The 26,107-nt window shown below is 66.0% G+C and carries 24 protein-coding genes and 1 CRISPR repeat array (1 of these 25 cut by a window edge); of the genes, 23 read left to right on the top strand and 1 reads right to left on the bottom strand.

The features are described from left to right. Positions 1 to 62: 62 nt before the first annotated feature. The 18 genes from LC062_RS00355 to LC062_RS00270 all read left to right on the top strand — a co-directional run bounded on the left by LC062_RS00355 (position 63) and on the right by LC062_RS00270 (position 19,124). Positions 63 to 1,820 carry a cytochrome D1 domain-containing protein gene (locus LC062_RS00355; protein ID WP_318246082.1) on the top strand — a complete coding sequence of 586 codons (1,758 nt, stop codon included), beginning with the start codon at positions 63 to 65 and terminating at the stop codon, positions 1,818 to 1,820. Between the two features lie 71 nt (positions 1,821 to 1,891). Next, the gene (gene cobA, locus LC062_RS00350) at positions 1,892 to 2,677 is read left to right on the top strand and encodes a uroporphyrinogen-III C-methyltransferase (RefSeq protein WP_224909060.1); all 786 of its coding nucleotides are present in this window, start codon (positions 1,892 to 1,894) and stop codon (positions 2,675 to 2,677) included. Continuing rightward, a complete protein-coding gene (locus LC062_RS00345) occupies positions 2,670 to 3,032 on the top strand; it encodes a c-type cytochrome (protein WP_224909059.1) in 363 nt (120 codons plus the stop codon). Before cobA ends, LC062_RS00345 begins: the two co-directional genes overlap by 8 nt. After that, positions 3,029 to 4,192, top strand: coding sequence for a cytochrome D1 domain-containing protein (locus LC062_RS00340; protein WP_224909058.1), 1,164 nt, complete (start codon positions 3,029 to 3,031; stop codon positions 4,190 to 4,192). The genes LC062_RS00345 and LC062_RS00340 overlap by 4 nt, the downstream gene beginning before the upstream one ends. Before the next feature lie 4 nt (positions 4,193 to 4,196). Next, entirely contained in the window at positions 4,197 to 5,186 is a 990-nt protein-coding gene (ahbB, locus tag LC062_RS00335) for a siroheme decarboxylase subunit beta (protein WP_224909057.1), read from the top strand. Next, positions 5,183 to 5,656: an Lrp/AsnC family transcriptional regulator gene (locus LC062_RS00330; RefSeq protein ID WP_224909056.1), complete on the top strand. Its 474-nt coding sequence runs from the start codon at positions 5,183 to 5,185 to the stop codon at positions 5,654 to 5,656. The genes ahbB (LC062_RS00335) and LC062_RS00330 overlap by 4 nt, the downstream gene beginning before the upstream one ends. Next, a complete protein-coding gene (ahbB, locus tag LC062_RS00325; RefSeq protein ID WP_224909055.1) occupies positions 5,653 to 6,141 on the top strand; it encodes a siroheme decarboxylase subunit beta in 489 nt (162 codons plus the stop codon). The genes LC062_RS00330 and ahbB (LC062_RS00325) overlap by 4 nt, the downstream gene beginning before the upstream one ends. A 3-nt stretch (positions 6,142 to 6,144) precedes the next feature. Further along, positions 6,145 to 7,371: a heme d1 biosynthesis radical SAM protein NirJ gene (gene nirJ, locus LC062_RS00320; protein ID WP_224909054.1), complete on the top strand. Its 1,227-nt coding sequence runs from the start codon at positions 6,145 to 6,147 to the stop codon at positions 7,369 to 7,371. Then, positions 7,346 to 8,926 carry a cytochrome D1 domain-containing protein gene (locus LC062_RS00315; protein WP_224909053.1) on the top strand — a complete coding sequence of 527 codons (1,581 nt, stop codon included), beginning with the start codon at positions 7,346 to 7,348 and terminating at the stop codon, positions 8,924 to 8,926. Before nirJ ends, LC062_RS00315 begins: the two co-directional genes overlap by 26 nt. After that, positions 8,910 to 9,638, top strand: a complete 729-nt coding sequence (locus LC062_RS00310; protein ID WP_224909052.1) for a CbiX/SirB N-terminal domain-containing protein — start codon at positions 8,910 to 8,912, stop codon at positions 9,636 to 9,638. Before LC062_RS00315 ends, LC062_RS00310 begins: the two co-directional genes overlap by 17 nt. Beyond that, on the top strand, positions 9,635 to 9,895 hold the full coding sequence (locus tag LC062_RS00305; protein ID WP_224909051.1) for a hypothetical protein: 261 nt from the start codon (positions 9,635 to 9,637) through the stop codon (positions 9,893 to 9,895). Before LC062_RS00310 ends, LC062_RS00305 begins: the two co-directional genes overlap by 4 nt. Positions 9,896 to 10,420: 525 nt before the next feature. Beyond that, complete coding sequence (locus LC062_RS00300; RefSeq protein ID WP_224909050.1) at positions 10,421 to 12,571, top strand: NosR/NirI family protein; 2,151 nt, start codon at positions 10,421 to 10,423, stop codon at positions 12,569 to 12,571. A gap of 29 nt (positions 12,572 to 12,600) precedes the next feature. Further along, the gene (nosZ, locus tag LC062_RS00295) at positions 12,601 to 14,526 is read left to right on the top strand and encodes a TAT-dependent nitrous-oxide reductase (RefSeq protein ID WP_224909049.1); all 1,926 of its coding nucleotides are present in this window, start codon (positions 12,601 to 12,603) and stop codon (positions 14,524 to 14,526) included. Positions 14,527 to 14,528: 2 nt separating this feature from the next. Further along, complete coding sequence (locus LC062_RS00290) at positions 14,529 to 15,806, top strand: nitrous oxide reductase family maturation protein NosD (protein WP_224909048.1); 1,278 nt, start codon at positions 14,529 to 14,531, stop codon at positions 15,804 to 15,806. Then, entirely contained in the window at positions 15,803 to 16,708 is a 906-nt protein-coding gene (locus tag LC062_RS00285) for an ABC transporter ATP-binding protein (protein ID WP_224909047.1), read from the top strand. The genes LC062_RS00290 and LC062_RS00285 overlap by 4 nt, the downstream gene beginning before the upstream one ends. A gap of 3 nt (positions 16,709 to 16,711) precedes the next feature. After that, positions 16,712 to 17,542, top strand: coding sequence for an ABC transporter permease (locus LC062_RS00280; RefSeq protein ID WP_224909046.1), 831 nt, complete (start codon positions 16,712 to 16,714; stop codon positions 17,540 to 17,542). Then, the gene (locus LC062_RS00275; RefSeq protein ID WP_224909045.1) at positions 17,539 to 18,117 is read left to right on the top strand and encodes a nitrous oxide reductase accessory protein NosL; all 579 of its coding nucleotides are present in this window, start codon (positions 17,539 to 17,541) and stop codon (positions 18,115 to 18,117) included. Before LC062_RS00280 ends, LC062_RS00275 begins: the two co-directional genes overlap by 4 nt. Beyond that, positions 18,114 to 19,124 (top strand): FAD:protein FMN transferase, encoded by a 1,011-nt coding sequence (locus LC062_RS00270; protein ID WP_224909044.1) that lies wholly within the window; start codon positions 18,114 to 18,116, stop codon positions 19,122 to 19,124. The genes LC062_RS00275 and LC062_RS00270 overlap by 4 nt, the downstream gene beginning before the upstream one ends. Before the next feature lie 361 nt (positions 19,125 to 19,485). On the opposite strand, the gene LC062_RS00265 is transcribed toward LC062_RS00270, so the two are convergent. Next, positions 19,486 to 20,976, bottom strand: coding sequence for a UbiD family decarboxylase (locus LC062_RS00265; RefSeq protein ID WP_224909043.1), 1,491 nt, complete (start codon positions 20,974 to 20,976; stop codon positions 19,486 to 19,488). A gap of 169 nt (positions 20,977 to 21,145) precedes the next feature. Here LC062_RS00265 and ubiT point away from each other — a divergent pair, with 169 nt between their 5' ends. From ubiT to LC062_RS00240, 5 genes are all read left to right on the top strand, one after another. Further along, on the top strand, positions 21,146 to 21,706 hold the full coding sequence (gene ubiT / locus LC062_RS00260) for a ubiquinone anaerobic biosynthesis accessory factor UbiT (protein ID WP_224909042.1): 561 nt from the start codon (positions 21,146 to 21,148) through the stop codon (positions 21,704 to 21,706). Beyond that, positions 21,703 to 22,719 (top strand): ubiquinone anaerobic biosynthesis protein UbiU, encoded by a 1,017-nt coding sequence (ubiU, locus tag LC062_RS00255; RefSeq protein ID WP_224909041.1) that lies wholly within the window; start codon positions 21,703 to 21,705, stop codon positions 22,717 to 22,719. The genes ubiT and ubiU overlap by 4 nt, the downstream gene beginning before the upstream one ends. Positions 22,720 to 22,731: 12 nt before the next feature. Beyond that, a complete protein-coding gene (gene ubiV / locus LC062_RS00250) occupies positions 22,732 to 23,628 on the top strand; it encodes a ubiquinone anaerobic biosynthesis protein UbiV (RefSeq protein WP_224909040.1) in 897 nt (298 codons plus the stop codon). 233 nt (positions 23,629 to 23,861) lie between these two features. After that, positions 23,862 to 24,071 (top strand): cold-shock protein, encoded by a 210-nt coding sequence (locus LC062_RS00245; protein ID WP_224909039.1) that lies wholly within the window; start codon positions 23,862 to 23,864, stop codon positions 24,069 to 24,071. Positions 24,072 to 24,238: 167 nt separating this feature from the next. Beyond that, positions 24,239 to 25,297 carry a fatty acid desaturase gene (locus LC062_RS00240; protein WP_224909038.1) on the top strand — a complete coding sequence of 353 codons (1,059 nt, stop codon included), beginning with the start codon at positions 24,239 to 24,241 and terminating at the stop codon, positions 25,295 to 25,297. 55 nt (positions 25,298 to 25,352) lie between these two features. Then, positions 25,353 to 26,107: direct repeats of the CRISPR family, unit length 31 nt; unit sequence GTTTCAATCCACGCCCCCGTGAGGGGGCGAC (it continues 589 nt past the right edge of the window).

Here is a 26,107-nt window from a genome sequence, read left to right as displayed (position 1 = left end):
GAGAGCGATCCCCCTCGGGCGCATGGTCGCACACGCCTCACTACCCGAACGGAGACCCCGTTATGAAAAGCAAGTCAACTACCGTCAGACGCTCGCTGTTCTCCAGCGCTGCGCTGGCGCTTGTGCTCGCTGCGGGTCCTGCTTTCGCGCAGGACAAGCCCGCGGACCATGGTGACACGCCTGCGGCCGCCTATGAACCGAGCATGACGACGCTGGGCCAGATCCAGGTTGAGATTCCCGGCCGCAAGGCGGACGACCCCGTCATCACGGACGAGGAATTCCAGCGCGGTGCCAAGATCTACTTCGAGCGCTGCGCCGGCTGCCACGGTGTTCTTCGCAAGGGGGCGACCGGCAAACCGTTGACCCCGGATATCACCCGGGCGCTCGGCTATGATTACCTCCAGAGCTTCATCACCTATGGTTCGCCCGCCGGCATGCCCAACTGGGGCACCTCCGGTGAGCTGACCGAGGCCGATGTGGACCTGATGGCACGGTACATCCTTATGGAGCCGCCGGCACCTCCTGAATTCGGCATGCCGGAAATGAAGGAGACCTGGAAGCTGATCGTTGCGCCGGAAGACCGGCCGAAAGAGAAGCTGAACGATATCGACATCGACAACCTGTTCTCCGTCACCTTGCGCGATGCCGGTCAGATCGCCCTGATCGACGGCAAGACCTACGACATCCACGCGATCATCGACACTGGCTATGCGGTGCATATTTCCCGTATTTCCGCGTCCGGCCGCTACCTCTTCGTCATCGGCCGCGATGCCAAGATCGTGATGATCGACCTCTGGATGGAAACCCCGGCCGCCGTGGCCGAGATCAAGATCGGCACCGAGGCGCGCTCCGTCGAGACCTCGAAGTTCGAGGGCTACGAGGACAAATACGCCATCGCCGGCGCCTACTGGCCGCCGCAATACGTCATCATGGATGGCGACACGCTGGAGCCGAAGAAGATCGTCTCCACCCGTGGCAACATCTATGACGAGCAGACCTACCATCCCGAGCCCCGCGTCGCGGCGATCCTGGCCTCCCACTACAAGCCGGAATTCATCGTCAACGTGAAGGAGACCGGCAAGATCGTCATGGTCGACTACACCGACCTGAAGAACCTGAAGACCACGGAAATCGAGGCCGAACGGTTCCTGCATGACGGCGGTCTGGACAGCACGCACCGCTACTTCATCACGGCGGCCAACGCGCGCAACAAGCTGGTGGTGATCGACACCAAGGAAAGCAAGCTGGTGGCCATCACCGACACCGGCGGCGCGACCCCGCATCCGGGTCGCGGTGCGAACTTCACCCATCCGGAGTTCGGTCCGGTCTGGGCGACCTCGCACCTGGGCGATGAAAGCGTGGCGCTGATCGGCACCGATCCGGAAGGACATGCGGACAATGCCTGGAAGATCCTCGACAGTTTCGAGGCCCTGGGCGGCGGTTCGCTGTTCATCAAGACCCATCCGAATTCGAACCACCTTTATGTCGACGCGACGCTGAACCCGGATGCGGAAACCTCCGCCTCGGTCGCGGTGTTCAAGATCGACGAGATGAAGGCGGATACGGATCCGGAATACACCACCCTGCCGATCGGCGAGTGGGCCGGCATCGCCGAGGGTCAACCGCGCGTCGTCCAGCCGGAGTTCAACCGCGAAGGTACCGAAATCTGGTTCTCGGTGTGGAACGCCAAGGACAAGGAATCGGCCATCGTTGTCGTCGACGACAAGACGCTTGAACTGAAGAAGGTGATCAAGGACCCGCGCCTGATCACCCCGACGGGCAAGTTCAACGTCTTCAACACGCGCGGCGACGTCTACTGACGGTTCGCCTTCGGGGAGGGCCGCGCCGGCCCTCCCCCTCTTTTTCCCTTATCGGACAAGAGAGGCTTCCCATGACCGGAAAAGTCTTCCTCATCGGCGCGGGACCCGGCGATCCGGAGCTGCTGACGCTCCGCGCGCTCAAGATCATCGAACGGGCCGACGTGGTGGTCTTCGACCGGCTGGTGTCGCCCGAGATCCTGCGCCTCGTTCCCGCCGCCACCCGCCGCATCAGCGTCGGCAAGTCTCCAAACTGCCATTCGGTTCCGCAGGACCGCATCAACGCCCTTCTGGTCGCGCTCGCCCGGGAAGGACTGGTCGTTGCCCGGCTGAAGGGCGGCGATCCGCTGATCTTCGGACGCGGCAGCGAGGAAGCCGCCGTTCTCGGCGATGCCGGCATTCCCGTCGACTACGTGCCCGGCATCACCGCCGCGCAAGGGGCGGCCAGTTCCACCGGCATTCCGCTGACCCATCGCGGTCTTGCCACCGGCGTGCGCTACGTCACCGGTCACAAGGCCGCCGACGCGCCGCTCGATCTCGACTGGGCCAGCCTTGCCAGCGAGGAAACGACGCTGGTGGTCTACATGGGCGTTGCCAATATCGCCGAGATTTCCGCCTGTCTCATCGGCCATGGCATGCCTGAAAGCCTGCCGGTGATGGCCGTGGCCAACGCCACCACCCCGCGCGAGCGCCGGCTGATCTCCCAGCTCGACCAGATCGCCGATGAACTGCAAACGACGGGCTTCGAAGCCCCCGTTCTGTTCATCATCGGTCATGTGGTCACGCTTTACCGCGAGCTGCCCGCCTGTCTCCCGGCCGGCCAGTTGCTCGACGAGGTGCGGATGGCGGCTCATGCGTAGCCTGTCGCTCCTCCTGCTGCTTGCCGCCGCAGCCCCTGCCCTCGCCCTTGCCTCCGCGCTCGCGGAGAACGCCGCGCCGGCCTTGCCCGGCGCGCCGGCTCTTGCGCCAGAACAGGCGCAGAAACTCGCCCATCTGGTGGAGCAGGACTGCGGCTCCTGCCACGGACTGACCCGCAAGGGCGGGCTCGGCAGCCCGCTGACCGCCGAGGCGCTCGGCCATATCGAGCCGGAAGGCATTGCCGGCATCATTCTCGACGGCGTGCCCGGCACCGCCATGCCGCCCTGGCGCCCGCTGATGAGCGAGGATGAAGCCCTCTGGATTGCGTATTACCTGTTGAAGGACGAAGGCAAATGATCCGCTTTGCTGCCCTGGCGCTCTGCGCCGCCCTGCTCGCCCCCACAGCACATGCGGCCTCGGAAGAGGCGCCCTGCTGCGCCACCGGCGACCTGGGCCTGATCGTCGAGCGGGCCAGCGGCTCCCTGCTGGTGGTCGACCAGTCCGAGCGGGCGGCCATCGGCCGGATCGAAGGGCTCGGCGATCTGTCCCACGCAAGCCTGGTTTATTCCCCGGACGAGCGCTTCGCCTACGTCTTCGGACGCGATGGCGGCCTCACCAAGGTCGACATTCTGACCCAGCAGATCACCGGCCGGGTGATGCAGGCCGGCAATTCCATCGGCGGCGCGATTTCCGATGACGGCACGCTCATTGCGGTCGCCAATTACGACCCCGGCGGCGTCCGGGTTTTCGACGCCGGCACCCTGGAGATGGTTGCCGACATTCCCACCGGCTCCAAGACCATCGGCCTTGTCGATGCGCCAGACCGGCGCTTCGTCTTTACCCTGTGGGACACGGGCGAGACCTGGATCGCCGATTTCAGCGGCGATGCCCCGAAGATCACCAAGGTGCCGGGGATCGGCAAGAACCCCTATGACGCGCTGATCGCCGCCGACGGGCGGACCTATATCGCTGGCCTGTTCGGCGAGGACGGGCTCACCGCTCTCGACCTTTGGGACGAGACGCCCGAGCCGCGCCGGATCCTGCCCGGCTATGGCCAGGGCCGCGAGGGGCTTCCCGTCTACAAGATGCCGCATCTGGAAGGCTGGGCGTTGGCCGGGGAAGAGTTCGTCCTGCCCGCCGTGGGCCAGCATGAGGTGCTGTGGGTCGATGCCCGTGATCTGACCGAGACCGCCCGCACCAAGACCCACGGGCAACCGGTGTTCGCCATGTCCCGGCCCGGCGGGCGTCAGGTCTGGGTCAATTTCGCCCACCCGCTCAACGACACCATTCAGGTGATCGACACCCGCAGCCATGAGGTGATCCGCGAGCTGACCCCGGGGCCGGCGGTGCTGCACATGGAGTTCACCGCGCGCGGCACCGAGGTCTGGGTGTCGGTCCGCGATGCCGACCGGGTGGATATCTATGACGCCGCGACCTTCGAGAAACTCGGCGAAATCGCCGCGAAAAGCCCCTCGGGCATCTTCTTCACCGCCCGCGCGCACCGGATGGGACTCTAAGACCATGGAAAACCGCCGCGATCCGCTCGACCAGCGCTTGCTCGACGACTTCCAGCGGGACCTGCCGCTGGTCTCCCGCCCCTTCGCCGCCATCGCCGACCGGCTCGGCGTTGCGGAAGCCGAGGTCATCGAACGCCTTGCCGCCCTGAAGGCGCTCGGCGTCATCGCCCGGGTCGGCGCCACCTGCCGCCCCAACACCGCCGGCGCTTCGACGCTGGCGGCGCTGTCCATCCCCACGGATGCGGATATCGACGCGGTGGCCGCCGTGGTTGGGGCCGAACCGGGGGTCAATCACTCTTACTTGCGCGAACATGACTGGAACCTCTGGTTCGTTGCCACCGCGCCGGATGCCGCCGAACTGGCGGCGAGCCTCGCCCGCATTGAAAAGAACACCGGCTACCGGGTTCTCGACCTGCCCCTGGTGCGCCCGTTCAACATCGACCTGGGCTTCCGCCTTTCCGGCCCGCGCCACGCCCTGCCGGATGCCGGAGCGGTCGATCTCGATGCCCTGCGGCCTGACGACCGGCCGATCATGCAGGCGCTGGCCGCCGGGCTTCCCCTCGTCCCCCGGCCCTTCGCCGAACTGGCAGAAAAGCTTGGCCGCAGCGAAGCGGACATTCTGGAGCGGATCGACCGGCTGTTGCAGGCCCGGCTTCTGACCCGGGCCGGCGTCATCGTCCGCCACCGGGCGCTCGGCTGGCTCTCCAACGCCATGGTGGTCTGGCAGGTGCCGGAAGAGCGGATCGAGGCGGCCGGCACCGCGCTCGCCGCTCTGCCGGGCATCACCTTGTGCTACCAGCGCCGCACCGTGCCCGGTGTCTGGTCCTTCCCGCTGTTTTCGATGATCCACGCCCGCAGCCGCGCCGAGGCGGGCAAGGTGCTGCGCGCCGCTTCCGACCTGCCGGAACTGGCCGGCGTTCACCATGAGGCGCTGTTCTCGGTACGCTGTTTCAAGCAGACCGGCGCGCTGCTTCAGACAGGAGCTTCCACATGAGACGCGCCCCGCTCCCGGAAGGCAGCCTCGATCAGGCAGACCGCGCCATTCTCACCGCGCTGCAGGACGGCTTTCCCCTGTCCTCCCGCCCCTTTGCCGAGGCCGGCAAGGACCTCGGTCTCGGCGAACAGGACCTGATCGACCGGATCGTCCGCCTGCGCGAGATCGGCGCCATCACCCGGTTCGGACCGTTTTTCGACGCCGCCGCCATGGGGGGAGAATTGTGCCTGTGCGCCATGGAGGTGCCGAAGGAGCGGTTCGACGACGTCTTGGCTTTGGTCAATGCGCATCCGGAGGTGGCGCATAATTATGAGCGCAGTCACCGCCTGAACATGTGGTTCGTGCTCGCGGCTGAAGCCATCGGCGACATCGAACGCACCGCGACGGCAATCGAGCGGGAAACCGGCCTTACCGTGCTAAGGTTTCCCAAGCTCGAAGAGTATTACATCGGATTTCGGGTGCCTCTATGAGCGTTGACGCCACCGACCGCCGCCTGATCGCCGCCACCCAGGCCGGCCTGCCGCTGACCCAGGCGCCCTATGCGGAGGTGGCCGGCTGGCTCGGGCTCGGCGAGGAGGAGGTGATTGCCCGCCTCAAGGCCCTGCAGGAGCGCGGCATCGTCCGGCGGATCGCGCTCGCTCCCAATCACTATGCCCTCGGCATGACCGCCAATGGCATGAGCGTCTGGGATGTGCCGGACGAGCGCATCGGCACCCTCGGCCCGAAGGTCGGCGCCCTCGATTTCGTCAGCCATTGCTACCAGCGGCCGCGCGCCCTGCCCGACTGGCCCTACAATCTCTTCGCCATGGTGCACGGCACCAGCCGTGAGGAGGTGGAGGAAAAGCGCAAGCGCATCGCCGCGCTGCTCGGCCCGGACTGCCGGGCGCATGACATTCTCTATTCAACGCGCATCCTGAAGAAGACTGGCCTGCGCCTCAAGGACAGGAAGGGATAAGCCATGTTTCGCCTGAGCCAGTACATGCATCAGCTGATCGACCCGACGCCGGTGCGCGGGCGGCGCGGCAGCGGCCCGGTCAAGCCGGTGGTGATCTGGAACCTGACCCGGCGCTGCAACCTGCGCTGTCGCCATTGCTACACCACCTCCGCCGACGTGGCCTTTCCCGGCGAACTGACCCATGAGGAAGCGCTCGAGGTGCTGGACGATCTGGCCAGCTTCAACGTTCCGGCGCTGATCCTGTCCGGCGGCGAACCGCTGTCGCGCTTCGACTTCTTCGAGCTGGCCGAACGGGCACGGGCGCTTCAGTTCCGCTATCTGGCCCTCTCGACCAACGGCACCCGCCTGACCGGCGAGACCGCCGACAAGGTGGCCGATCTCGGCTTTGATTATGTCGGCATTTCCCTCGATGGCATCGGCGCGACCAACGACTGGTTCCGCGGTGTCGAAGGCGCCTTCGCCGAGGCCCTCGCCGGTGTGCGGGCCTGCAAGGCGCGCGGCGTCAAGGTGGGCCTGCGTTTCACCGTCACCGATGCCAATTCCGACCAGTTGCCGGCCATGCTCGATCTGTGCGAGGCCGAGGGTGTCGACAAGTTCTACCTCTCCCATCTCGTCTATGCCGGGCGCGGCGACAAGCACCGGGGCGAGGACACCGGCCACGACCACACCCGCCGGGCGATGGACATCCTGATCGAGCGCGCCTGGTCGGCGCTCTCCGCCGGCCGGCCGCTGGAGATCGTCACCGGCAACAACGACGCGGACGCGGTCTATTTCCTGCAATGGGTCGCGGCCAATTTCAGCGCCGAACAGACCGCCCATGTGCGCGACCATCTGGAAGCCTGGGGCGGCAACTCCTCCGGGCTCGGCGTCGCCAACATCGACACGCAAGGCAAGGTTCATCCGGACACCTACTGGTCTGACTACACGGTCGGCTCCGTGCGCGAACAGCCGTTTTCGCAGATCTGGACCGGCGACGATCCGATGCTGGCGACCCTGCGCCAGCGTCCCCGGCCGCTGAAGGGACGCTGCGGCGCCTGCGCCTACAAGAGCGTGTGCGGCGGCAACACCCGCATTCGCGCCCTGCAACTGACCGGCGACCCGTGGGCGGAAGATCCCGCCTGCTACCTCTCCGCCGACGAAATCGGCCTCAACGCGGACACCGACACCGGCCGCCTGACGGTCACGCCATTCCGGGGAAAGAGCCATGATCCGGCCCATCGCTTCGTTTAGCCGCCTTGCCCTTGCCGCTCTCACCGCCGGCCTGCTGGCGCCCGTGTCCATCGCTTCGGCGGAACCGGATGCGGTCGCGCTGTTTGCCGAGCATTGCGCCACCTGCCATGCCGCCAGCCGGCTTGGCGGCACCGGTCCGGCCCTGATCCCCCAGACCCTTGGACGGATGCGCGGCCCGGTGCTGGAAACGGTGATTGCCAATGGCCGCCCCGCTACCCAGATGCCCGCCTTCGCCGACACGCTCGACACGGGCGAGATCGCCGCGCTGGCCGCCTATCTGCGCACGCCGCTCGCCGAGGTTCCGAGCTGGAGCGCGGAGGATATCGCCGCCAGCCGCGAGATGGCGGCGGACTACACGCCCGCCCCGGCCCCGGTCTTCACCGCCGAGCCGATGAACGTGACGCTGGTGGTGGAAACCGGCGACCACCACGTCAGCGTGCTCGACGGCGACACCTTCGAAGTGCTGGACCGCTTCGCCACGCCGTTCGCCGTGCATGGCGGCCCGAAGTTCACCCCCGACGGGCGCTACGTGTTCATCATGTCGCGCGACGGCTTCGTGCAGAAATACGACGTCTGGTCGCTGCAGGAGGTGGGCCGGGTGCGCGCCGGTCTCAACAGCCGCAACATCGCCATGAGCCATGACGGCAAATGGCTGGCGGTGGCCAATTACCTGCCGATGACCGTGACGATCCTCGCCACCGAGGACCTGTCGGTCGCCAAGGTGATCGACGTGGTGGCCCGCAACGGCACCGCCTCCCGGGTGTCGGCGGTGTATCAGGCACCGCAGCGCAAGAGCTTCATCCTCGCCCTGAAGGATGCGCCGGAGATCTGGGAAATCGCCACCGACCCGAACGCCGGCCCCTATTACGACGGCTTCGTGCACAGCCACGAGGCCGGCATGAAGGAGGCGCTCGGCGCCGAGGAAGGGTTGTTCGCCCGCCGCCGCATCGCCATCGCCGAACCGCTCGACGATTTCTTCTTCACCCCCGATTACACCAACCTGATCGGCGCCAGCCGCGAGGGCGATCGCGGCGTGGTGGTCAACCTGATCGTCGGTCGGGAGATCGCCGAACTGGCACTGCCGGGCATGCCGCATCTGGGCTCGGGCATCACCTGGATGTCGGGCGGACGCCGGGTGATGGCCACTCCGCATCTGAAGGAGGGCAAGCTCTCCGTCATCGACATCGACACCTGGGAAACGGTCAAGACCATCAAGACCGAAGGGCCGGGCTTCTTCCTGCGCAGCCACGAGAACTCGCCCTACGTCTGGGCGGATGTGTTCTTCGGTCCCAACAAGGACGCGATGCACATCATCGACAAGGAGACCCTGGAAATCGTCAAGACCCTGCGTCCGCAGAAGGGCGCCACCGTCGCCCATACCGAGTTCACCCGCGACGGCCGCTACGCGCTGGTCTCGATCTGGGAGGATGACGGCGCCGTGATCGTCTTCGACGCCAGGACGCTGGAGGAAGTTCGCCGCCTGCCCATGCGCAAACCCTCGGGCAAGTACAATGTCTGGAACAAGATCAGCTTTTCCGATGGCACAAGCCACTGACCCGCGCCGGGCGGCGGTGATCGTCGCTCATGGATCGCCGAAGGATCCAGAGCCGCAGGAACGCGCCCTGACGGCGCTGGCCGCGCGGGTCGCAACCCGCGTCCCCGGCCTGACCGTGCGCGGGGCGACCCTGGCCGCCGACGGCGCGCTGGAGGCCGCGCTCGACGGGCTGGACGCTCCGCTGGTCTACCCGTTCTTCATGGCGGACGGCTGGTTCACCCGCAAGCAGTTGCCGCGCCGACTGGCCGCCGCCGGGCAAAATGGCGCCCGCTGCCTTGCCCCGTTCGGCGCCGATCCCGCCCTCATCGACCTTTTGGTGCGGACCGCGCTCGACACCGCGCGCGCCGCCGGCCTTTCGCCCGCCAACACCACGCTGGTCCTGGCCGCTCATGGTTCAGGTCGCCACAGCAGCTCCGATGTCACGGCACACGACTCCGCCCGCGCCCTCAGTGCCCGAGGTCATTTCCGCCAGGTGGTCACCGGCTTCATCGAACAGCCCCCGTTTCTCGCCGATGTCACCCGGCGTGCGGGCCCGGCCCTGTGCCTGCCGTTCTTCAGCCTGCGCGCCGGTCATGTGCTCGATGACATTCCCGGCGCTCTGGCCGATGCCGGCTTCGACGGGCCGGTTCTGCCGCCCATCGGGCTTCACGGCGACGTGCCGGGCCTGATCGCCGCTACCCTGACCAAAACCCTGCAAGAGGTTCCCCAATGACTGCCATCGACCCCTCCTCCACGCCAACAGACGGCCGCTGGCCACTGTGGAAGCTGGCCCTCCTCCTCTACCCGTTCACGGCGGCGGCGGTGGCCATCAACCTGTTCATGCTGGCCCTGATGGGACAGGCCATCGGTCTCAGTGCCTTGTCGCCGGAAGCCGCCCTGGCCCTGTCCGTCGTCCTGGGCATCCCGGCCACCTGGGCCGCCGCCCGCTGGGTACGTCATCTGATCGACGAGGCGGAAAAGAATCCCTGAACCCCGATTCCCCCATTCCGAGACACGGACAAGGGATGGAATTCGGAATTCTTCGCCTCTTGTGAAATTTTTTTGTGCATCAGGAGGTACAACCTGACGATGATCTGGAAGCCGATCGCAATGGCGTGACCGGCTTCTCCTGTCACGAAATGCAAGTCCGCGAACCATCACGCCAGACTGGCCAACGCCCGAACCGAGACGCCTTACGCTACGTTCTCAGGGCCTTCGCTGCGGCACACGAAAAAGCCGCGCCAGAAAATCCGGAACGCCAGCTAAAAAGAAGTTTGAAATTTTAATTATTCAAGAGATTCAATCATAAGTACTTTATTTCATGTATTCATGAATTCGAATTTATATTGTCTCGGAATATTGACTTTCATCAATGTGGGAATCTGGCATCCCTTGGTAATCCCTCCTGACATCGAGGGATCGACCCTGGAGTTCGAAACAGTGTCCTCAAGAATTCTATATCGCATACTGGGGGTCGTCGCGGCGGTCCTCTTCGCGCTTGCCCCAGCGACCACGATGGCCGCGACGGGCGAACTTCCCACCTTTCTCGCCAAGGTCCCGGCTGGCGAGATCGTTCCTGGCGCGACGTCCTATGGCGCGCCGCGCGAAGATGTGCCGGTGGTTCCGGCCATGGCCGATGGCAAGACCCTCGGCTGGGTGTTCCTGACTTCCGATTTCGTGTCCACCACCGGCTACTCGGGAAAACCGATCCACACGCTGGTCGGGCTGAATGACGACGCGGTCATTACCGGCGTGAACCTGGTCAAGCACTCCGAGCCCATCGTGTTGATCGGTATTCCCGATTCCGAGATCAAGGCGGTGACCGAAAACTACACCGGTCTTGACCTCAAGGTCGAAGAAGCCGCCGGCGGCTCCGCCCATGAGCTCGACATCATCTCCGGTGCCACCGTCACGATCATGGTCATCGACGATTCGATCATTCGCTCGGGCCTGAAGGTGGCGCGCGCCATCGGTCTTGGCGGCCTCGCGCCGGATGCCGTGGCCACGGGTCCGAAGAAGATCATCGATCCGGACAAAAAAGAGATCCTCGACTGGAACGAGTTGACCGGCGACGGATCGGTCCGCCGTATGTCGCTCGATGTCGCTCAGGTGAACGCCGCCTTTGTCGCCCAGGGCGACGCCAAGGCGATTGCCCGCCCCGAACCCGGCCCGGAAACCGACACCTACATCGATATGTATGCCGCGCTTGCCGACGCCCCCGGCATCGGTCTGTCGCTGCTCGGGTCGGCCGAGTACAACAACCTGAAGGCTCGTTTGAAGGAAGGTGAACACGCTGTCCTGATGCTCGGGCGCGGGCGCTATTCCTTCAAGGGCTCGGGCTATGTGCGTGGCGGCATCTTCGACCGCATCCAGTTGATCCAGGATGACGTCTCGGTCCGCTTCCGTGACAAGCAGCATGTCCGGATCGGCGAAATCACCGCCGAGGGCGCCCCCGCCTTCACCGAGATGGACATCTTCATCATTCCCGCCGATGTCGGTTTCGATCCGGCCAAGGAATTCCGGATGCAGCTGCTGGCCCAGCGGGCGATCGGCGCCATCGACAAGGTGTTCCTGACCTTCGATCTGGGGTATCGGCTGCCCGACAGCTACCTGAAGAGCGAAACTCCGGCTCCTGCCGCGGCAAACGGCACCGCTCCGCAGGCAACGGCCTCCTCCGTGACCACGGCGGCCATCACCGACGATGCCGGCGAGCCGAAGCTGTGGGTGCGGATCTGGCAGACGCGCAAGGTCGATGTCATCATCCTCGGCACCGCGCTTGCGATCCTGACCGGCGTCTTCTTCTTCCAGATGCAGATCACGCGCAGCGAACGCTTCACCTTCTGGTTCCGCATCGCGTTCCTCACCTTCACCCTGTTCTGGCTGGGCTGGACCCAGAATGCGCAGCTGTCGGTGGTCAACGTGCTGGCGTTCTTCTCCTCGGTGACGACCCATTTCAGCTGGGATGCGTTCCTGATGGACCCGCTGGTGTTCCTGCTGTGGTTCTCCGTTGCCGCCGCCCTTCTGTTCTGGGGACGCGGCGCCTACTGCGGCTGGCTCTGCCCCTTCGGCGCGCTGCAGGAGCTGACCAACCGGATCGCCAAGGTCTGCCGCATTCCGCAGTTCGAGGTGCCCTGGGGCCTGCATGAGCGGCTCTGGCCGATCAAGTACATGATCTTCCTCGCCCTGTTCGGCCTGTCGCTCTACTCCCTCGATGTTGCCGAGCACTATGCCGAGGTCGAGCCGTTCAAGACGGCGATCATCCTGAAGTTCCAGCGCGCCTGGCCCTTCGTCGCCTTCGCCATCGTGCTCTTGATCATCGGCCTGTTCGTGGAACGCTTCTACTGCCGCTACCTGTGCCCGCTGGGCGCGGCGCTCGCCATCCCGGCGCGCATGCGGATGTTCGACTGGCTGAAGCGGTACCGTGAGTGCGGCAACCCCTGCAAGCGCTGCGCCAACGAGTGCATGGTTCAGGCCATCCACCCGGAAGGCAACATCAACCCCAACGAGTGCCTGAACTGCCTGCATTGCCAGGTGCTGTATCAGCACGACCAGAAATGCCCCGTCTGCATCAAGAAGGCTGCCAAGCGCAAGCGCTTCGAGACGCAGATCGGCATAGCGAAACCGGATACCGCAAAGCCAGCGGCCGTGCTGGATCCGGCTGAATGACTCCGACCCCTCAACAAAGGAAGAGTGCCATGACGGAGAAAACTGAACAGGCCGGTGTGTCGCGTCGCGACCTGCTGGGTGGAACCGCCAAGACAGCTCTCGTGGCTGGCGTCGGCGCGGCAACCGGCGCCGGAGCGGTGGCGACCCTCTCCCCGGAGCAGGCCCAGGCTGCTGACCATGCGAAATACGCCCTCGCCCCCGGTGAGCTCGACGAGTACTACGGCTTCTGGTCGTCGGGTCAGACGGGCGAGCTGCGCATCCTCGGCGTGCCGTCCATGCGCGAGTTCATGCGCATCCCGGTCTTCAACCGCTGCTCGGCGACGGGCTGGGGCCAGACCAACGAGTCCCGCAAGATCATCATGGAAAACATGCTGCCGGAGACCCGTGCGTTCCTCGCCGCCCAGGGCAAGGAGATGTACGACAACGGCGACCTGCACCACCCGCACATGTCGTTCACCGACGGCACCTACGACGGGCGCTACCTGTTCATGCAGGACAAGGCGAATACGCGCGTTGCCCGTATCCGTTGCGACGTGATGAAGTGCGACAAGATCCTCGAGATCCCGAATGCCCATGACATTCATGGCATGCGGCCGCAGAAGTACCCGCGCACCGGCTACATCTTCGCCAATGGCGAGCATGAGGCTCCGCTGGTCAACGACGGCAAGATCCTCGACGATCCCTCCCAGTACGTGAACATCTTCACCGCCGTCGACGGCGACGAGATGCAGGTCGCCTGGCAGGTGATGGTCACCGGCAACCTCGACAACCTCGACTGCGACTACCAGGGCAAGTACGCCTTCTCGACCAGCTACAACTCGGAAATGGGTATGAACCTTGCCGAGATGACCGCGAACGAGATGGATCACGTCGTGGTCTTCAACATCAAGGAGATCGAGAAGGGCATTGCCGAGGGCGACTATCAGGAACTGAATGGCGTCAAGGTGATCGACGGCCGGAAAGGCAAGAACAAGAAGTACACCCGCTACATTCCGATCCCGAACAGCCCGCATGGCTGCAACACCGCGCCGGACAAGCGCCACGTCGTCATCAACGGCAAGCTGTCGCCGACCTGCTCGGTGATCGACGTGACCAAGCTCGACGCCCTGTTCGACAGCGATGCCGACCCGCGTTCGGCCATCGTCGCCGAGCCGCAGCTGGGCCTTGGGCCGTTGCACACTGCCTTCGACGGCAAGGGCAACGCCTTCACCACCCTGTTCATCGACAGCCAGGTGGTGAAGTGGAACATCGACAAGGCCGTCCGTGCCTATGCCGGTGAGGACGTCGATCCGATCATCTCCAAGATCGACGTGCACTACCAGCCGGGCCACAACTCGACCTCCATGGGCGAGACCGCGGAAGCCGATGGCAAGTGGCTGCTGTCGATGAACAAGTTCTCCAAGGACCGGTTCCTCAACGTCGGCCCGCTGAAGCCGGAGAACGAGCAGCTCATCGACATCTCCGATGACAACATGACGCTGGTGCATGACGGCCCGACCTTCGCCGAGCCGCATGACGCCATCATCGTCCATCGGTCCAAGGTGAACCCGCTGACGGTCTGGAAGCGTGACGATCCGATGTTCGCCGATGCGGTCGCACAGGCCAAGGCCGACGGCATTGACCTGGAAGACTGCGCGGATGTCATCCGTGATGGCAACAAGGTCCGGGTCTACATGTACTCGGCGGCGCCGACGTTCAGCCTGGAGAAGTTCACCGTCAAGCAGGGCGACGAGGTGACCATCTATGTCACCAACATCGACGACATCGACGACCTGACGCATGGCTTCTCCATCTCCAACTATGGCATTGCCATGGAGCTGGCGCCGCAGGCGACCGCTTCGGTGACCTTCATCGCAGAACGGCCGGGCGTGCACTGGTACTACTGCAACTGGTTCTGCCACGCGCTGCACATGGAAATGCGCGGCCGCATGCTCGTCGAGCCCCGGGAAGCCTGATCATGACCTGCGTCCGACCTCTTCGCATCCTTGTCCTTGCGGCGGGCCTGTTTGCAGGCTTCCCCGGCGCGATGGCGGCTGAAATCGCCGTGCCAAGCGGGTCGGACGCACTCATAAAGGCTATCGACAACGCTCAAGCCGGAGACATTCTCCGGCTTGAGCCCGGCATTCACAACGGACCGGTCGTCCTCGACCGTCCCCTCACCCTCAAGGGCGATGGCAAGGCGGAGATCCGGGGCAACGGCACCGGCAGCGTCATCACCGTCGATGCGCCCGACAGCGCCGTGATCGCCGTCACCGTGACCGGTTCGGGCCTGTCGCAGGAAACCATCGATTCCGGCATCAAGCTCACCAAGAAGGCCGCACGCGCCCGGGTGCTGAACAACCGCGTTCTCAACAATCTCATCGGCGTCGACGTGCATGGGCCGAAGCAGGCCCTTGTCGCCCGCAATGTGATCGAGGGCCGCCGCGACATGCGCAAGAACGAGCGCGGCAACGGCATCTATGTCTGGAACGCCCCGGAGCTCGTCGCCGAGTTCAACACCATTCGCTATGGCCGCGACGGCATCTTCGTCAACACCAGCCACAAGGACACCTTCCGCAACAACCTCTTCGAGGAAGTGCGCTTCGCCATCCACTACATGCATGGCAACGACGGCGTGATCAGCGGCAATGTCTCCATCGGCAACGACATCGGCTATGCGCTGATGTTCTCCGACCGGTTGACCATCGAGAACAATCTCTCCGAGGGCGACCGCGACCACGGCTTGATGCTGAATTACGCAAATTGGGCGCGGATTTCCGGCAATCTCGTGCGCGATGGCGGCGAGAAGTGCCTGTTCATGTACAATTCCAACAAGGGCACGGTCCGGGGCAACCGCTTCGAGGGCTGTCCGATCGGCATTCACTTCACCGCCGGGTCGGAGAACAACGCCTTCAGCGAAAACGCCTTCATCGGCAACAAGACCCAGGTCAAATACGTCGGCAGCAAGCACCATGACTGGAGCAAGGACGGGCGCGGCAACTTCTGGAGCGACCACGCCGCCTTCGATGCCGATGGCGATGGCATTGCCGACACCGTCTACCGGCCCAACGACATGGTGGACCAGATCCTCTGGACCCAACCGGCCGCGAAGCTTCTCATCGGCAGTCCGGCCGTTCAGTTGCTGCGCTGGACGCAATCGCAGTTCCCGGCGCTGTTGCCCGGCGGCGTGGTCGACACCGCACCGCTGATGCACGCGCCCACCTTCACCACCCCGAACGCGGGAGCAAAGGGATGACCCCTGCCGCCCTCACCCTCGACGGCATCACCAAGACCTTCGACAAACGCCCGGCGGTCAATGGCGTCGGCTTCACCCTTGAAGCTGGCGAGCGCATCGCCCTGCTCGGCCACAATGGCGCGGGCAAGACCACCTTGTTCAAGATGATCCTCGGCTTCCTGCAGCCGGATACCGGGCAGATCCGCATCTTTGGCGCCGAGCCCGGCTCCGCCGCGGCCCGCAATGCCATCGCCTACCTGCCCGAGGCCGTCGCCTTTCACAAATCGCTGACCGGCGAAGAGGTCCTGCGTTTCTACGCCCGGCTGAAGAGCGAGGATCCGGCGGCGGCGGTCAAGCTGCTGGAACGGGTCGGCCTCGGCGAGGCCGGCCGGCGCCGGGTCGGCGGTTATTCCAAGGGCATGCGCCAGCGCCTCGGCCTCGCTCAGGCGCTGATCGGCAACCCGCGGCTCGTCTTGCTCGACGAGCCGACCAGCGGCCTCGATCCGATCTCGCGGCAGAACTTCTACGAGATCATCGATGAAGTCGCCGCACGGGGCGCGACCGTGCTTCTGTCCTCCCACGCCTTGACCGAGGTGGAAGCCAAGACCGACCGCATCATGATCCTGTCCAAGGGCAAGCTCGTCGCCAACGACACCCTCTTGAGCCTGCGGGAGGCGGCCGGCCTGCCGATCCGCCTCAAGGTGCAGGGCGCGGCAGACAATGCCGACGAGATCGCCTCCCGCCTCGGCGGCAAGCGCATCAACTGCCGTTCGGTCGAGCTTCTGTGCACCCCGTCCGACAAGGTGTCGCAACTGGCCGCGATCACCGCACTCGGGCCCCTGATCGCCGATGTGGATGTCAGCCTGCCCAGTCTCGACGACGTCTACCGCCATTTCTCCGGCGTAACCGCCAAGGAAGGTTGAGCCATGCCAACCCGTATCCTCACCGTCGCCTTTCAGGAATTCCGGATCGGCCTGCGCAATCGTTGGATCATGCTGGCCGCGCTGATCCTGGCGGCGTTTTCCCTCGCCCTCGCCCTGCTTGGCTCGGCCCCGGCCGGCACCCTTGGCGTCGACCGGATGACGATCACCATCGCCTCGCTGGCGACCCTGTCGGTCTATCTGGTGCCGCTGATCGCCCTGTTGCTGGCCTTCGATGCCGTTGCCGGCGAGATCGACCGGGGCACCCTTCTCCTGGTGTTCTCCTGCCCGATCTCCCGCGCCGAATTCCTGCTCGGCAAGGCGCTGGGGCATGTTTGCGTGCTCGCGCTGGCGCTTCTGTTCGGCTACGGCGTCACCGCCGGCCTGTTGATCGCGTCCGGCGCGGGCACCTTCGCCGGTCTGGCGGATTTCGCCCGATTGATCGCCTCCTCGGTGCTGCTTGGCTTTGCCTTTCTGGCGGTTGGCTACACCTTGAGCTCGCTCACCCGGCAATCGAGCACCGCCGCCGCCCTGTCGATCGGGGTCTGGCTGGTCCTGGTTGTTCTTTATGACCTTGCCCTGCTCGGTGCCCTTGTTGCCGACAGCAGCGGCACCTTCGCCGCCAAGGTCTTCCCCTTCGCCATTCTCGCCAATCCGGCCGATGCCTTCCGCCTGTTCAACCTCGCCGCGCTCAACGCCAGCGATCTGGTCGGCGGAATGGCCGGGGTCGGCGAGACCCTGCCCTTCCCGCCGGTGGCGGCGCTCGCCTCGATTTTCGCCTTCGCCGCCCTGGCCATGTCCCTTGCCATCGTCCTTGTCCGGAGGATCGCACCATGACCCGCACAGCGCCCATTCTCACCGCCCTCTTCGCCGTCCTTGGTCTCGCCCTTGCCGGCTGTCAGGAGGAGACGGTGGCCGAGAAGCCGCAGCCCGTCGCCCTCACCCTGGAGGCCGCCGGTCACTATTGCCAGATGACCGTTCTGGAGCATGGCGGCCCGAAGGCGCAAATCCATCTGGCCGGGAACCCGTTCCCGCTCTGGTTCACCCAGGTGCGCGACGCGGTGGCCTTTACCCGCCTGCCTGAAGAGCCGAAAGACTACGTGGCAATCTACGTCAACGACATGGCCAAGGCCGAGAGCTGGGAAAATCCCGGCGCGGCCAACTGGATCGATGCCGGTGACGCCTGGTTCGTGATCGGCAGCCGCACCCGTGGCGGCATGGGCGCCCCCGAAGCCATCCCGTTTGGAACCGAAGAGGCCGCCGATGCCTTTGCCGCGCAGAACGGCGGCGCGATCATGCGGTTCGATGCCATCCCGACAGATTACGTGCTTGCCCCGGTTGCCTCCGAAGGATCCGCCGCAGGCATGACCCCTCCCCAACTTCCAATCCGGGTCTCGGAGAACGAGCGATGACCACTTCCCCTCTTTCACGGCGCCGCTTCCTGATGATTTCCGCCGCTGCGGTCGGCGTGGCCGGCGCGGCCGGCGCGGCTCTTGCCCTGCCGGCACAGGCCGGCGTGCAGCAGGTGCGCTGGCGCGGCATTGCCCTGGGCGCCGCCGCTGAAATCCGGTTGATGACCACCGACACCGCGCAGGCGGACGCCCTGCTGGCGGCGACGGAACGGGAGATCCGCCGGCTGGAGGCGATCTTCAGCCTCCACGACAAAAACAGCGCCCTTGCCCGGCTGAACCGGGACGGCCGGCTTGACGGCCCGCCGCTGGAGCTGGTGGAACTGCTTGGCCTGTCCGCTCGCCTGCACGGCGCCACCGACGGTGCCTTCGACCCCAGCATCCAGCCGCTCTGGGCGCTGCACGCCGAAAGCCACGCCGCCACCGGCAAGGCCCCGGGCGCCGCAGCCATTGCCGAGGCGCATCGCCTGGTCGGCTTCGACAAGGTCGGCATCGACAGTGAGGCGATCCGCTTCGGCCAGACCGGCATGGCCCTGACCCTCAACGGCATCGCCCAAGGCTTCATCACCGACCGGGTGAGCGCCCTGCTGCGTGCCGGCGGCATGACCGACCTTGTGGTCGACATGGGCGAGATCCGCGCCAATGGCACCAACGGCGGCACCGGCGGTTGGCCGGTGCGGCTTGACCCCGATCACAGCGCCGGCGCGGCGGCCGAACGGCTGCAGCTTGTCGACCGGGCGGTCGCCAGCTCCCACGCACGCGGCACCACCTTCGACAAGGACGGCCTCGCCGGGCACATCCTTGATCCGCGCACCGGTGCGCCGACCACGAGCAGCATCACCGGCGCCAGCGTCGTCGCCGGCAATGCCGCGCTCGCCGATGGCCTGTCCACCGCCGCGCTGGTCGCGGATGAGACCACCTTCGCCGAGGCGCTGCGGGCGTTCCCCGGCACCCGTGCCCGCCTCGTTGCCGCCGACGGCACAGCGCGCTGGCTCAAGGCCGAGGGCTGAGGGGCGGAGGGCTGACGCCCTGCCCCCTTTGGCAGACCCACGAACAGAAGGCGGAGGAGCGATCCTCCGCCTTTTCGCGTCATGACAAGGCTTTCTGGAAACGGCGGCGAGACAGGCCCAGCTCCCTGCCCGCCAGTCTTTCAGCTCCCCGATCCCGGCTCGGGGGCCGGGATTGTTCGTTTGAAGAGGTGTTAGGATGGGGGTGGTCTCCCCAACCTTGCCCCACACTCCGCGTCCTCCCGGACGAAGCGACGCGAAGATCCGGGACCGGAGAGCCACGGCGTTGCGGGTCCGCCCCTAGGTAGACCTAGCTCTCCCGGCTCTTCTTCCCCACCCCGGACCGGCCGGAAACCGCACGCCGTCATTTGCCGCCGAACAGCTCCTCCCAGCGTCCATCGACCCGCGCCACCAGATCGGCGGGCATGGTCAGCCGGTCGGCGAAGGGACGTGTGGTTTCCGCTCCGATCTTGATGGTGGCGTCGATCCCCAGCTTGCCGCCCAGTCCGACCTCCGGGCTGGCGAAGTCGAGCTGATCCACCGGCGTGCGCTCCAGAACCATCAGGTCGCGCTGCGGATCGGCCCGGGTCGCCACCGCCCACATCACATCGGACCAGTTGCGAATGTCGATGTCCCGGTCCACCGCGATCACGTATTTGGTCATGGTGAATTGCGGCAGGAGCGACCAGAAGGCCATCATCGCCCGCCGCGCCTGTCCCGGGTAGCGTTTGTCGACGGAAAGCACCGCCATCCGGTAGGAACAGGTCTCCGGCGGCAAATGCACATCGAGGATATCCGGCACGGCCTGGGTCAAGAGCGGCGCAAACACATCGGTCATCGCCGCGCCGATCACCGCCGGCTCATCCGGCGCCCGGCCGGTGAAGGTCGACAGATACGGCGCCTCCGCGCGGGCATGAAGTGCGGAAAGGCGCAGCACCGGATAGCGCTCCGCATCGTTGTAATAGCCGGTGTGGTCGCCGAACGGCCCTTCCAGCGCGCTGTCGCCCGGCTGTACCGTGCCTTCCAGCACGATCTCCGCGCTGGCCGGCACATGCATCTCGATGCTGCGGCACGGGGCAAGACAGGTGCGCCGGCCATTGATCGCCCCGGCCAGCGCCAGTTCGCCCACCCCTTCGGGCGCCGGCAGCACGGCGGAAAGCAGCGTCGCCGGATCGCAGCCGATCACCACCGCCACGGGCATCGGCTCACCCAGATCCTCCCACATGCGGTGATGCTTCGCCCCGCCGCGCATCGGCAGCCAGCGCAGGATCGCCCGATCCGGGCCCAGAACCTGCATCCGGTAGATGCCGAGATTGTAGCCGCGCGGATCGTCCGCCCCCGGCGGTCGGGTGATCACCATGCCCCAGGTGATCAGCGGGCCGGCATCTTCCGGCCAGCAGGTCTGCACCGGCAGTGCCGTCAGATCCACCTGCTGCGGTTCCAGCGTCTTCGGCCAGGACACCAGCTTCGGCCGGGCGGCGAGCCCGGCCCGGACCACCGGCAACAGCTCGCGCCAGGCGCCCAGCCCCTTGGGCGGAGACGGCGCGCGCAAGGCCGCAAGGAACTGGCCGAATCTCCGCAAGTCAGCCGCATCCAGCCCGAGGCCGGCCGCGACCCGCTCCCGGGTGCCGAAGAGGTTGGTCACCAGCGGGCGGGTGAAGGGTTTTCCCGCACCATCGCAAGGTGTGTCGAAACGTAGCACCGGCCCGCCGGCGGCGATCACCCGGCGGTGGATTTCTGTTGCCTCCAGCTCCACCGCCACCGGCGCGGCGATCCGGGTCAGCTCCCCCCCCGCCTCGAAATGGCTCAGAAACGCGGAAAGATCGGCAAAGGGCGGCAGGGAACGCAGGTGCATGGGCGGAAACTTCATCGAGGACAGCCGGCCCGGCGGATCGCACAGCGCGCGCCCGGGCCCGGGCGTGGCACGCGAGGATGCGACAAAATCGACGCCCCGCCTTGACCTTGATCAAGGGGCGCGCCTCGGCGCGAGCGGTACAGTCCGGCACGCGAGCAAAGAGGCCCCCATGACACGCCATCGAGACTGCGGAGAACTCCCGCCCGTCGTCGCCCTTCTGACCAAACCGCTTCCCCGCCGTCCGCTGGAACTGATCCTCACCCGTCTGGTGCGCCAGTTCGTGGAGCGGCGCCCGGAGCTGATCGAGCGGCTCGGCCCCACCGCCCAGGTGCCCATCGCCGTCGTTCCCACCGACCTGCCCCATGCCTTCATCGTCAACCTGGACGGGCCGCGCTCGCGCATCGACGTGGTCGCCAGCGATCAGGCGACCAGCGCGGCGGCGCGGATCGAAGGTCCCTTGCTGATCCTGCTTGGCCTGTTCGACGGCAGCTATGACGGCGACGCGGCCTTTTTTTCTCGCGACATCGCCATCGAGGGCGCGACCCAGCACGTGCTGGCCCTGCGCAACACGCTGGAAGAAGCCGACCTTACCCCGGCCGAATTCGCCGGCCTCAGCGGCAATCTCGCCGAGATCGTCAACCGCCGCACGGCCGAGGCGCTTGGCCTGGCCCGCCGTCTGCTCGGCGCACCCGCCGCCGACATCCGCGCAACCCCGGAGCATGGCCGATGAGCCTTCAAGCTGAAACCGCCGCGCCGTTCGAACTGGTCTGCCCGGCCGGCACGCCTGCGGCCCTGCGCGCCGCCGTCGACGCCGGCGCCCATGCGATCTACTGCGGCTTCAACAACGAAACCAACGCCCGCAACTTTCCCGGCCTGAACTTCTCCGAGGCCGAGATGGCCAAGGGCGTCGACTACGCCCATCGCCATGGCGCCAAGGTGCTGGTCGCCATCAACACCTTCGCCCGGGCCGGCAGCGTCGAGATCTGGCAGCGCGCGGTGGACGCCGCCGCCGAGGCCGGCGCCGATGCGCTGATCGCCGCCGATCTTGCCGTGCTCGAACACGCCGCCCGGCACCAGCCCGGCACGAGGCTGCACCTCTCCGTCCAGGCCGCCGCCAACACCCCCGAGGCGATCCGCTTCTATACCGAGACCTTCGGCGTCAAGCGGGTGGTGCTGCCCCGGGTCCTGTCGGTGGAGGAGATCGCTCGGCTCAACCGCGAAATCGCGGTGGAGACCGAGGTGTTCGTCTTCGGCGGCCTGTGCGTGATGACCGAGGGGCGCTGCGCCCTCTCCTCCCACGCCACCGGAAAGTCGCCCAATCTCACCGGCGTCTGCTCGCCGCCGGATCATGTGGCCTATGAGGAAAACGCCGACGGCACCCTGCTGGCACGGCTCGGCGGCTTCACCATCGACCGTTTCGCCGCCGGGGAGCCGGCCGGCTATCCGACCCTGTGCAAGGGTCAGTTCAGTGCCATGGGCAAGACCGGTTACCTGTTCGAGGACCCGGTGAGCCTCAATGCCGCCGCCCTGCTGCCGGCCCTGCGCGATGCCGGCGTCACCGCGCTGAAGATCGAGGGACGCCAGCGCGGCAAGGCCTATGTGAGCAGCGTTGTGCGCGCCTTCCGCCGGGCAGTGGATGCGCTGGCGCGCGGCGAGCCGGAAACCGATCTGGCCGGCGAACTGGCCGCCCTTGCCGAAGGGGGCCGGCAGACCACCGGCGCCTACCGCAAAACCTGGCGCTGAGGACCTATCGCCATGACCGCAATCGAACTGGCCATCGGCCCATGCCTCTTCAACTGGTCGCCGGAGCACCTCACCGATTTCTACGCCCGCATCGCCGACGAGGCGCCGGTGGAGCGGGTCTATCTGGGCGAGGTGGTGTGCGGCAAGCGCATGCCGTTTTCCGATCCGGTCTGGCCCCGGGTGATCGAGCGCCTCGACCGGGCCGGCAAGACCGTGGTGCTGTCGTCGCTGGCACTGCCGGCCACCGTGCGCGAGCGCAAGGCGATGGCCGGGCTCGCGGAGGCCGGGCTGCCGCTGGAATTCAACGACATGTCCATGCTGGCAACCACCGAGCCCGGCCCCTTCGTCGCCGGGCCGTTCCTCAATGTCTACAACGAGGCGGCGCTCGGCGCCCTTGTCCGGCACGGGGCCAGCGACTGGTGCCCGCCGGTGGAGGTGCCGCTTGCCTCGATCGCCGCCGTTGCCCGGGCCCACCCGCAAGTGACGGTGGAGCTGTTTGCCTTCGGCCGGCTGCCGCTGGCCCTCTCGGGCCGCTGCTATCATGCCCGCGCCCACGGGCTGTCCAAGGATTCCTGCCAGTTCGTCTGCGAGAAGGACCCGGACGGCATGAATGTGGCGACGCTGGACAAGGCCCGCTTCCTCGCGGTCAACGGCATCCAGACCCTGTCCGACAGTTGCCAGGTGGTGACCCTTGGCCCCGAGCGGCTGGCGGAAAACGGCATCTCCCGCCTGCGCCTGTCGCCGCATACGGTGGATATGGTCGCCGTCGCCCGTGCCTATCGCGATCTCTTGGACGGCGCGGCGTCGGAGGCGGAAACGGAAGCGCGGCTGACGGCGATGAACCTGCCCGGCCCGCCCTGCAACGCCGCCCTTGCCGGCGAGGCCGGCTGGCGGCAGGTCGCGCTTTGACCATCGGCTTCGCGGTTTTCCGCAAGGCAATCCAATCAGCGCAAGTGTTGTTCGATTCTCATCTTGTGCTGGCCGGAGAACGTGCCTATATAGGGACCATCGATCTTGGCTGACGAATTTTGTTCCGCGCCGATGGCGCTCTGACGATCTTCCCTATCAATGTCGACGCCATCCGTCCGTCGTGCGCCATGTGCGATGGGCATAACTCACTGAGCGATTGAAAGGAAATCGTCATGAGCATTGGAACCGTGAAGTTCTTCAACACCACCAAGGGCTTCGGCTTCATTCAGCCGGATGAGGGCGGTGCGGACGTGTTCGTTCACATCTCCGCCGTCGAGCGCTCCGGCATGCATACGCTGGTCGAGGGCCAGAAGGTTTCGTTCGACGTTGTCAAGGACAACCGTTCGGGCAAGAACGCTGCTGAAAACATTCAGTCTGCGTAAGTACGTCTTATTCAATCCATGACCGCCCTTGTGCTGGCACGGATTGTCGAGATGAAGAAGAGGTCGGGCTCACGCCCGGCCTTTTTTTGTTTTAGGGTCGCCCGCCTTGTGACCGGCTCCCCGCGCCCACGCCGCATGCCGGCGAAAAACCCGTTTTGACTGGGCGCATGTCCCAGCCTGGAGGTCCTGTGAAAAATGATGCCGCCGAGCACGCCGCCGTTGCGCGCGATGCCCGCTCCTGGAGTGCCGTTCTCGCGAATTACCGCCATCCGAGCACGGCCCGCAGCATCTTCGAGGTCGTCGTCACCGTGCTTCCTTTCGCCAGCCTGTGGGCGCTGGCCGGCTATTCCGCCGTTCATGGCATCTGGTGGGGCCTGCTGCTGACGATCCCCGCCGCCGGCTTTCTCATCCGCATGTTCATTCTCCAGCACGACTGCGGCCATGGCGCGCTGTTCACCCGGCGCAATGCCAATGACTGGACCGGGCGCATGATCGGCGTTCTCACCCTCACCCCTTACGATTACTGGCGCCGCACCCACGCCATTCATCACGCCACCGCGGGCAACCTGGACAAGCGCGGCATCGGTGACGTCGATACCCTGACCGTTGCCGAATATCGGGCGCTGTCGCGCTGGGGCCGCTTGCGCTACCGGCTGTACCGGAACCCGGTGGTGATGTTCGGTCTCGGCCCGGCCTGGCTGTTCATCTGCCAGTACCGGCTGCCGGTCGGCCTGATGCGCGCCGGCGTGCAGCCCTGGGCCTCGACGCTCGCCACCAATCTGGGCATCGCCCTGCCGGTCGCCGGGCTGATCTGGCTGATGGGCCTCGGCCCGTTCCTGATGGTGCAACTGCCGATCACGCTGATGGCCGCCACCGGCGGGGTTTGGCTGTTCTACATTCAGCACCAGTTCGAGGACACTCACTGGTCGGAGGGCGACGACTGGACCTTCCAGCACGCCGCCCTGCACGGCAGCTCCCACTACGACCTGCCGGCGGTGCTGCAGTGGATCACCGGCAACATCGGCATCCACCATGTGCATCACCTGTCGAGCAAGGTGCCGTTCTACCGCCTGCCGCAGGTCTTGCGCGACCACCCGCAACTGCGGGACATCGGCCGTATCACCTTCCGCCAGAGCCTTGGCTGCATCAAACTCGTCCTGTGGGACGAACAGGCCCGGCGGCTGGTCTCCTTCCGCGAGGCCCGCGCCCTGCCCGCCCCGGCCTGACCTCGCCCCCGCGAGGGGGGCGACTTCGGCGAGCTGCCTTTGCAACGGCCTCATTGTTTCAATCCACGCCCCCGTGAGGGGGCGACACTGCGTGCCATGACCACGGCCAACGGCTGCACCGTTTCAATCCACGCCCCCGTGAGGGGGCGACCTGCCCGAAGAGGCCGATTCAGACCTCGCTTGGGTGTTTCAATCCACGCCCCCGTGAGGGGGCGACGTACTCTTGCGCCTGCTGCTGCATGCGCGAGTCGTTTCAATCCACGCCCCCGTGAGGGGGCGACATCACCGCCTGATCGAAGTCCGGCACCACCATAGCGTTTCAATCCACGCCCCCGTGAGGGGGCGACCCTCGATGCGATCCGGATGCAGCGGGTTGAGCGCCAGTTTCAATCCACGCCCCCGTGAGGGGGCGACTTGCAGCAGGCCGGTTTCTTTGAACGGTTGATGTGGTTTCAATCCACGCCCCCGTGAGGGGGCGACTTGTCGGCGATGGACGCGCCAGTGCCCCACAGCGGTTTCAATCCACGCCCCCGTGAGGGGGCGACACGGCGGACCAAAGGCCCCGCCAAATTCTGAATCAGTTTCAATCCACGCCCCCGTGAGGGGGCGACTATTGGCGGACGAAAACCTGCCGACAAACCTGCAGGTTTCAATCCACGCCCCCGTGAGGGGGCGACGCCTTGGCGGCAAACCAGGTGTTGACCTCGGCGGAGTTTCAATCCACGCCCCCGTGAGGGGGCGACTTGCAGGCACAGTGACAAATTGCGCCCGGCGGGGGTTTCAATCCACGCCCCCGTGAGGGGGCGACGA

The organism is Stappia indica, assembly GCF_020177335.1.
Lineage (GTDB): Bacteria > Pseudomonadota > Alphaproteobacteria > Rhizobiales > Stappiaceae > Stappia > Stappia indica_B.
The sequence above is the reverse complement of the archived record's forward strand: the minus strand, read 5'-3'. Positions and strand labels throughout refer to the sequence as shown.

What these genes read in the sequence shown, in the direction of transcription:
- LC062_RS00355 (WP_318246082.1), top strand. Translation starts at nt 63, where the DNA reads ATGAAAAGCAAGTCAACTACCGTCAGACGCTCGCTGTTCTCCAGCGCT.
- cobA (WP_224909060.1), top strand. Translation starts at nt 1,892, where the DNA reads ATGACCGGAAAAGTCTTCCTCATCGGCGCGGGACCCGGCGATCCGGAG.
- LC062_RS00345 (WP_224909059.1), top strand. Translation starts at nt 2,670, where the DNA reads ATGCGTAGCCTGTCGCTCCTCCTGCTGCTTGCCGCCGCAGCCCCTGCC.
- LC062_RS00340 (WP_224909058.1), top strand. Translation starts at nt 3,029, where the DNA reads ATGATCCGCTTTGCTGCCCTGGCGCTCTGCGCCGCCCTGCTCGCCCCC.
- ahbB (WP_224909057.1), top strand. Translation starts at nt 4,197, where the DNA reads ATGGAAAACCGCCGCGATCCGCTCGACCAGCGCTTGCTCGACGACTTC.
- LC062_RS00330 (WP_224909056.1), top strand. Translation starts at nt 5,183, where the DNA reads ATGAGACGCGCCCCGCTCCCGGAAGGCAGCCTCGATCAGGCAGACCGC.
- ahbB (WP_224909055.1), top strand. Translation starts at nt 5,653, where the DNA reads ATGAGCGTTGACGCCACCGACCGCCGCCTGATCGCCGCCACCCAGGCC.
- nirJ (WP_224909054.1), top strand. Translation starts at nt 6,145, where the DNA reads ATGTTTCGCCTGAGCCAGTACATGCATCAGCTGATCGACCCGACGCCG.
- LC062_RS00315 (WP_224909053.1), top strand. Translation starts at nt 7,346, where the DNA reads ATGATCCGGCCCATCGCTTCGTTTAGCCGCCTTGCCCTTGCCGCTCTC.
- LC062_RS00310 (WP_224909052.1), top strand. Translation starts at nt 8,910, where the DNA reads ATGGCACAAGCCACTGACCCGCGCCGGGCGGCGGTGATCGTCGCTCAT.
- LC062_RS00305 (WP_224909051.1), top strand. Translation starts at nt 9,635, where the DNA reads ATGACTGCCATCGACCCCTCCTCCACGCCAACAGACGGCCGCTGGCCA.
- LC062_RS00300 (WP_224909050.1), top strand. Translation starts at nt 10,421, where the DNA reads ATGGCCGCGACGGGCGAACTTCCCACCTTTCTCGCCAAGGTCCCGGCT.
- nosZ (WP_224909049.1), top strand. Translation starts at nt 12,601, where the DNA reads ATGACGGAGAAAACTGAACAGGCCGGTGTGTCGCGTCGCGACCTGCTG.
- LC062_RS00290 (WP_224909048.1), top strand. Translation starts at nt 14,529, where the DNA reads ATGACCTGCGTCCGACCTCTTCGCATCCTTGTCCTTGCGGCGGGCCTG.
- LC062_RS00285 (WP_224909047.1), top strand. Translation starts at nt 15,803, where the DNA reads ATGACCCCTGCCGCCCTCACCCTCGACGGCATCACCAAGACCTTCGAC.
- LC062_RS00280 (WP_224909046.1), top strand. Translation starts at nt 16,712, where the DNA reads ATGCCAACCCGTATCCTCACCGTCGCCTTTCAGGAATTCCGGATCGGC.
- LC062_RS00275 (WP_224909045.1), top strand. Translation starts at nt 17,539, where the DNA reads ATGACCCGCACAGCGCCCATTCTCACCGCCCTCTTCGCCGTCCTTGGT.
- LC062_RS00270 (WP_224909044.1), top strand. Translation starts at nt 18,114, where the DNA reads ATGACCACTTCCCCTCTTTCACGGCGCCGCTTCCTGATGATTTCCGCC.
- LC062_RS00265 (WP_224909043.1), bottom strand. Translation starts at nt 20,976, where the DNA reads ATGCACCTGCGTTCCCTGCCGCCCTTTGCCGATCTTTCCGCGTTTCTG.
- ubiT (WP_224909042.1), top strand. Translation starts at nt 21,146, where the DNA reads ATGACACGCCATCGAGACTGCGGAGAACTCCCGCCCGTCGTCGCCCTT.
- ubiU (WP_224909041.1), top strand. Translation starts at nt 21,703, where the DNA reads ATGAGCCTTCAAGCTGAAACCGCCGCGCCGTTCGAACTGGTCTGCCCG.
- ubiV (WP_224909040.1), top strand. Translation starts at nt 22,732, where the DNA reads ATGACCGCAATCGAACTGGCCATCGGCCCATGCCTCTTCAACTGGTCG.
- LC062_RS00245 (WP_224909039.1), top strand. Translation starts at nt 23,862, where the DNA reads ATGAGCATTGGAACCGTGAAGTTCTTCAACACCACCAAGGGCTTCGGC.
- LC062_RS00240 (WP_224909038.1), top strand. Translation starts at nt 24,239, where the DNA reads ATGTCCCAGCCTGGAGGTCCTGTGAAAAATGATGCCGCCGAGCACGCC.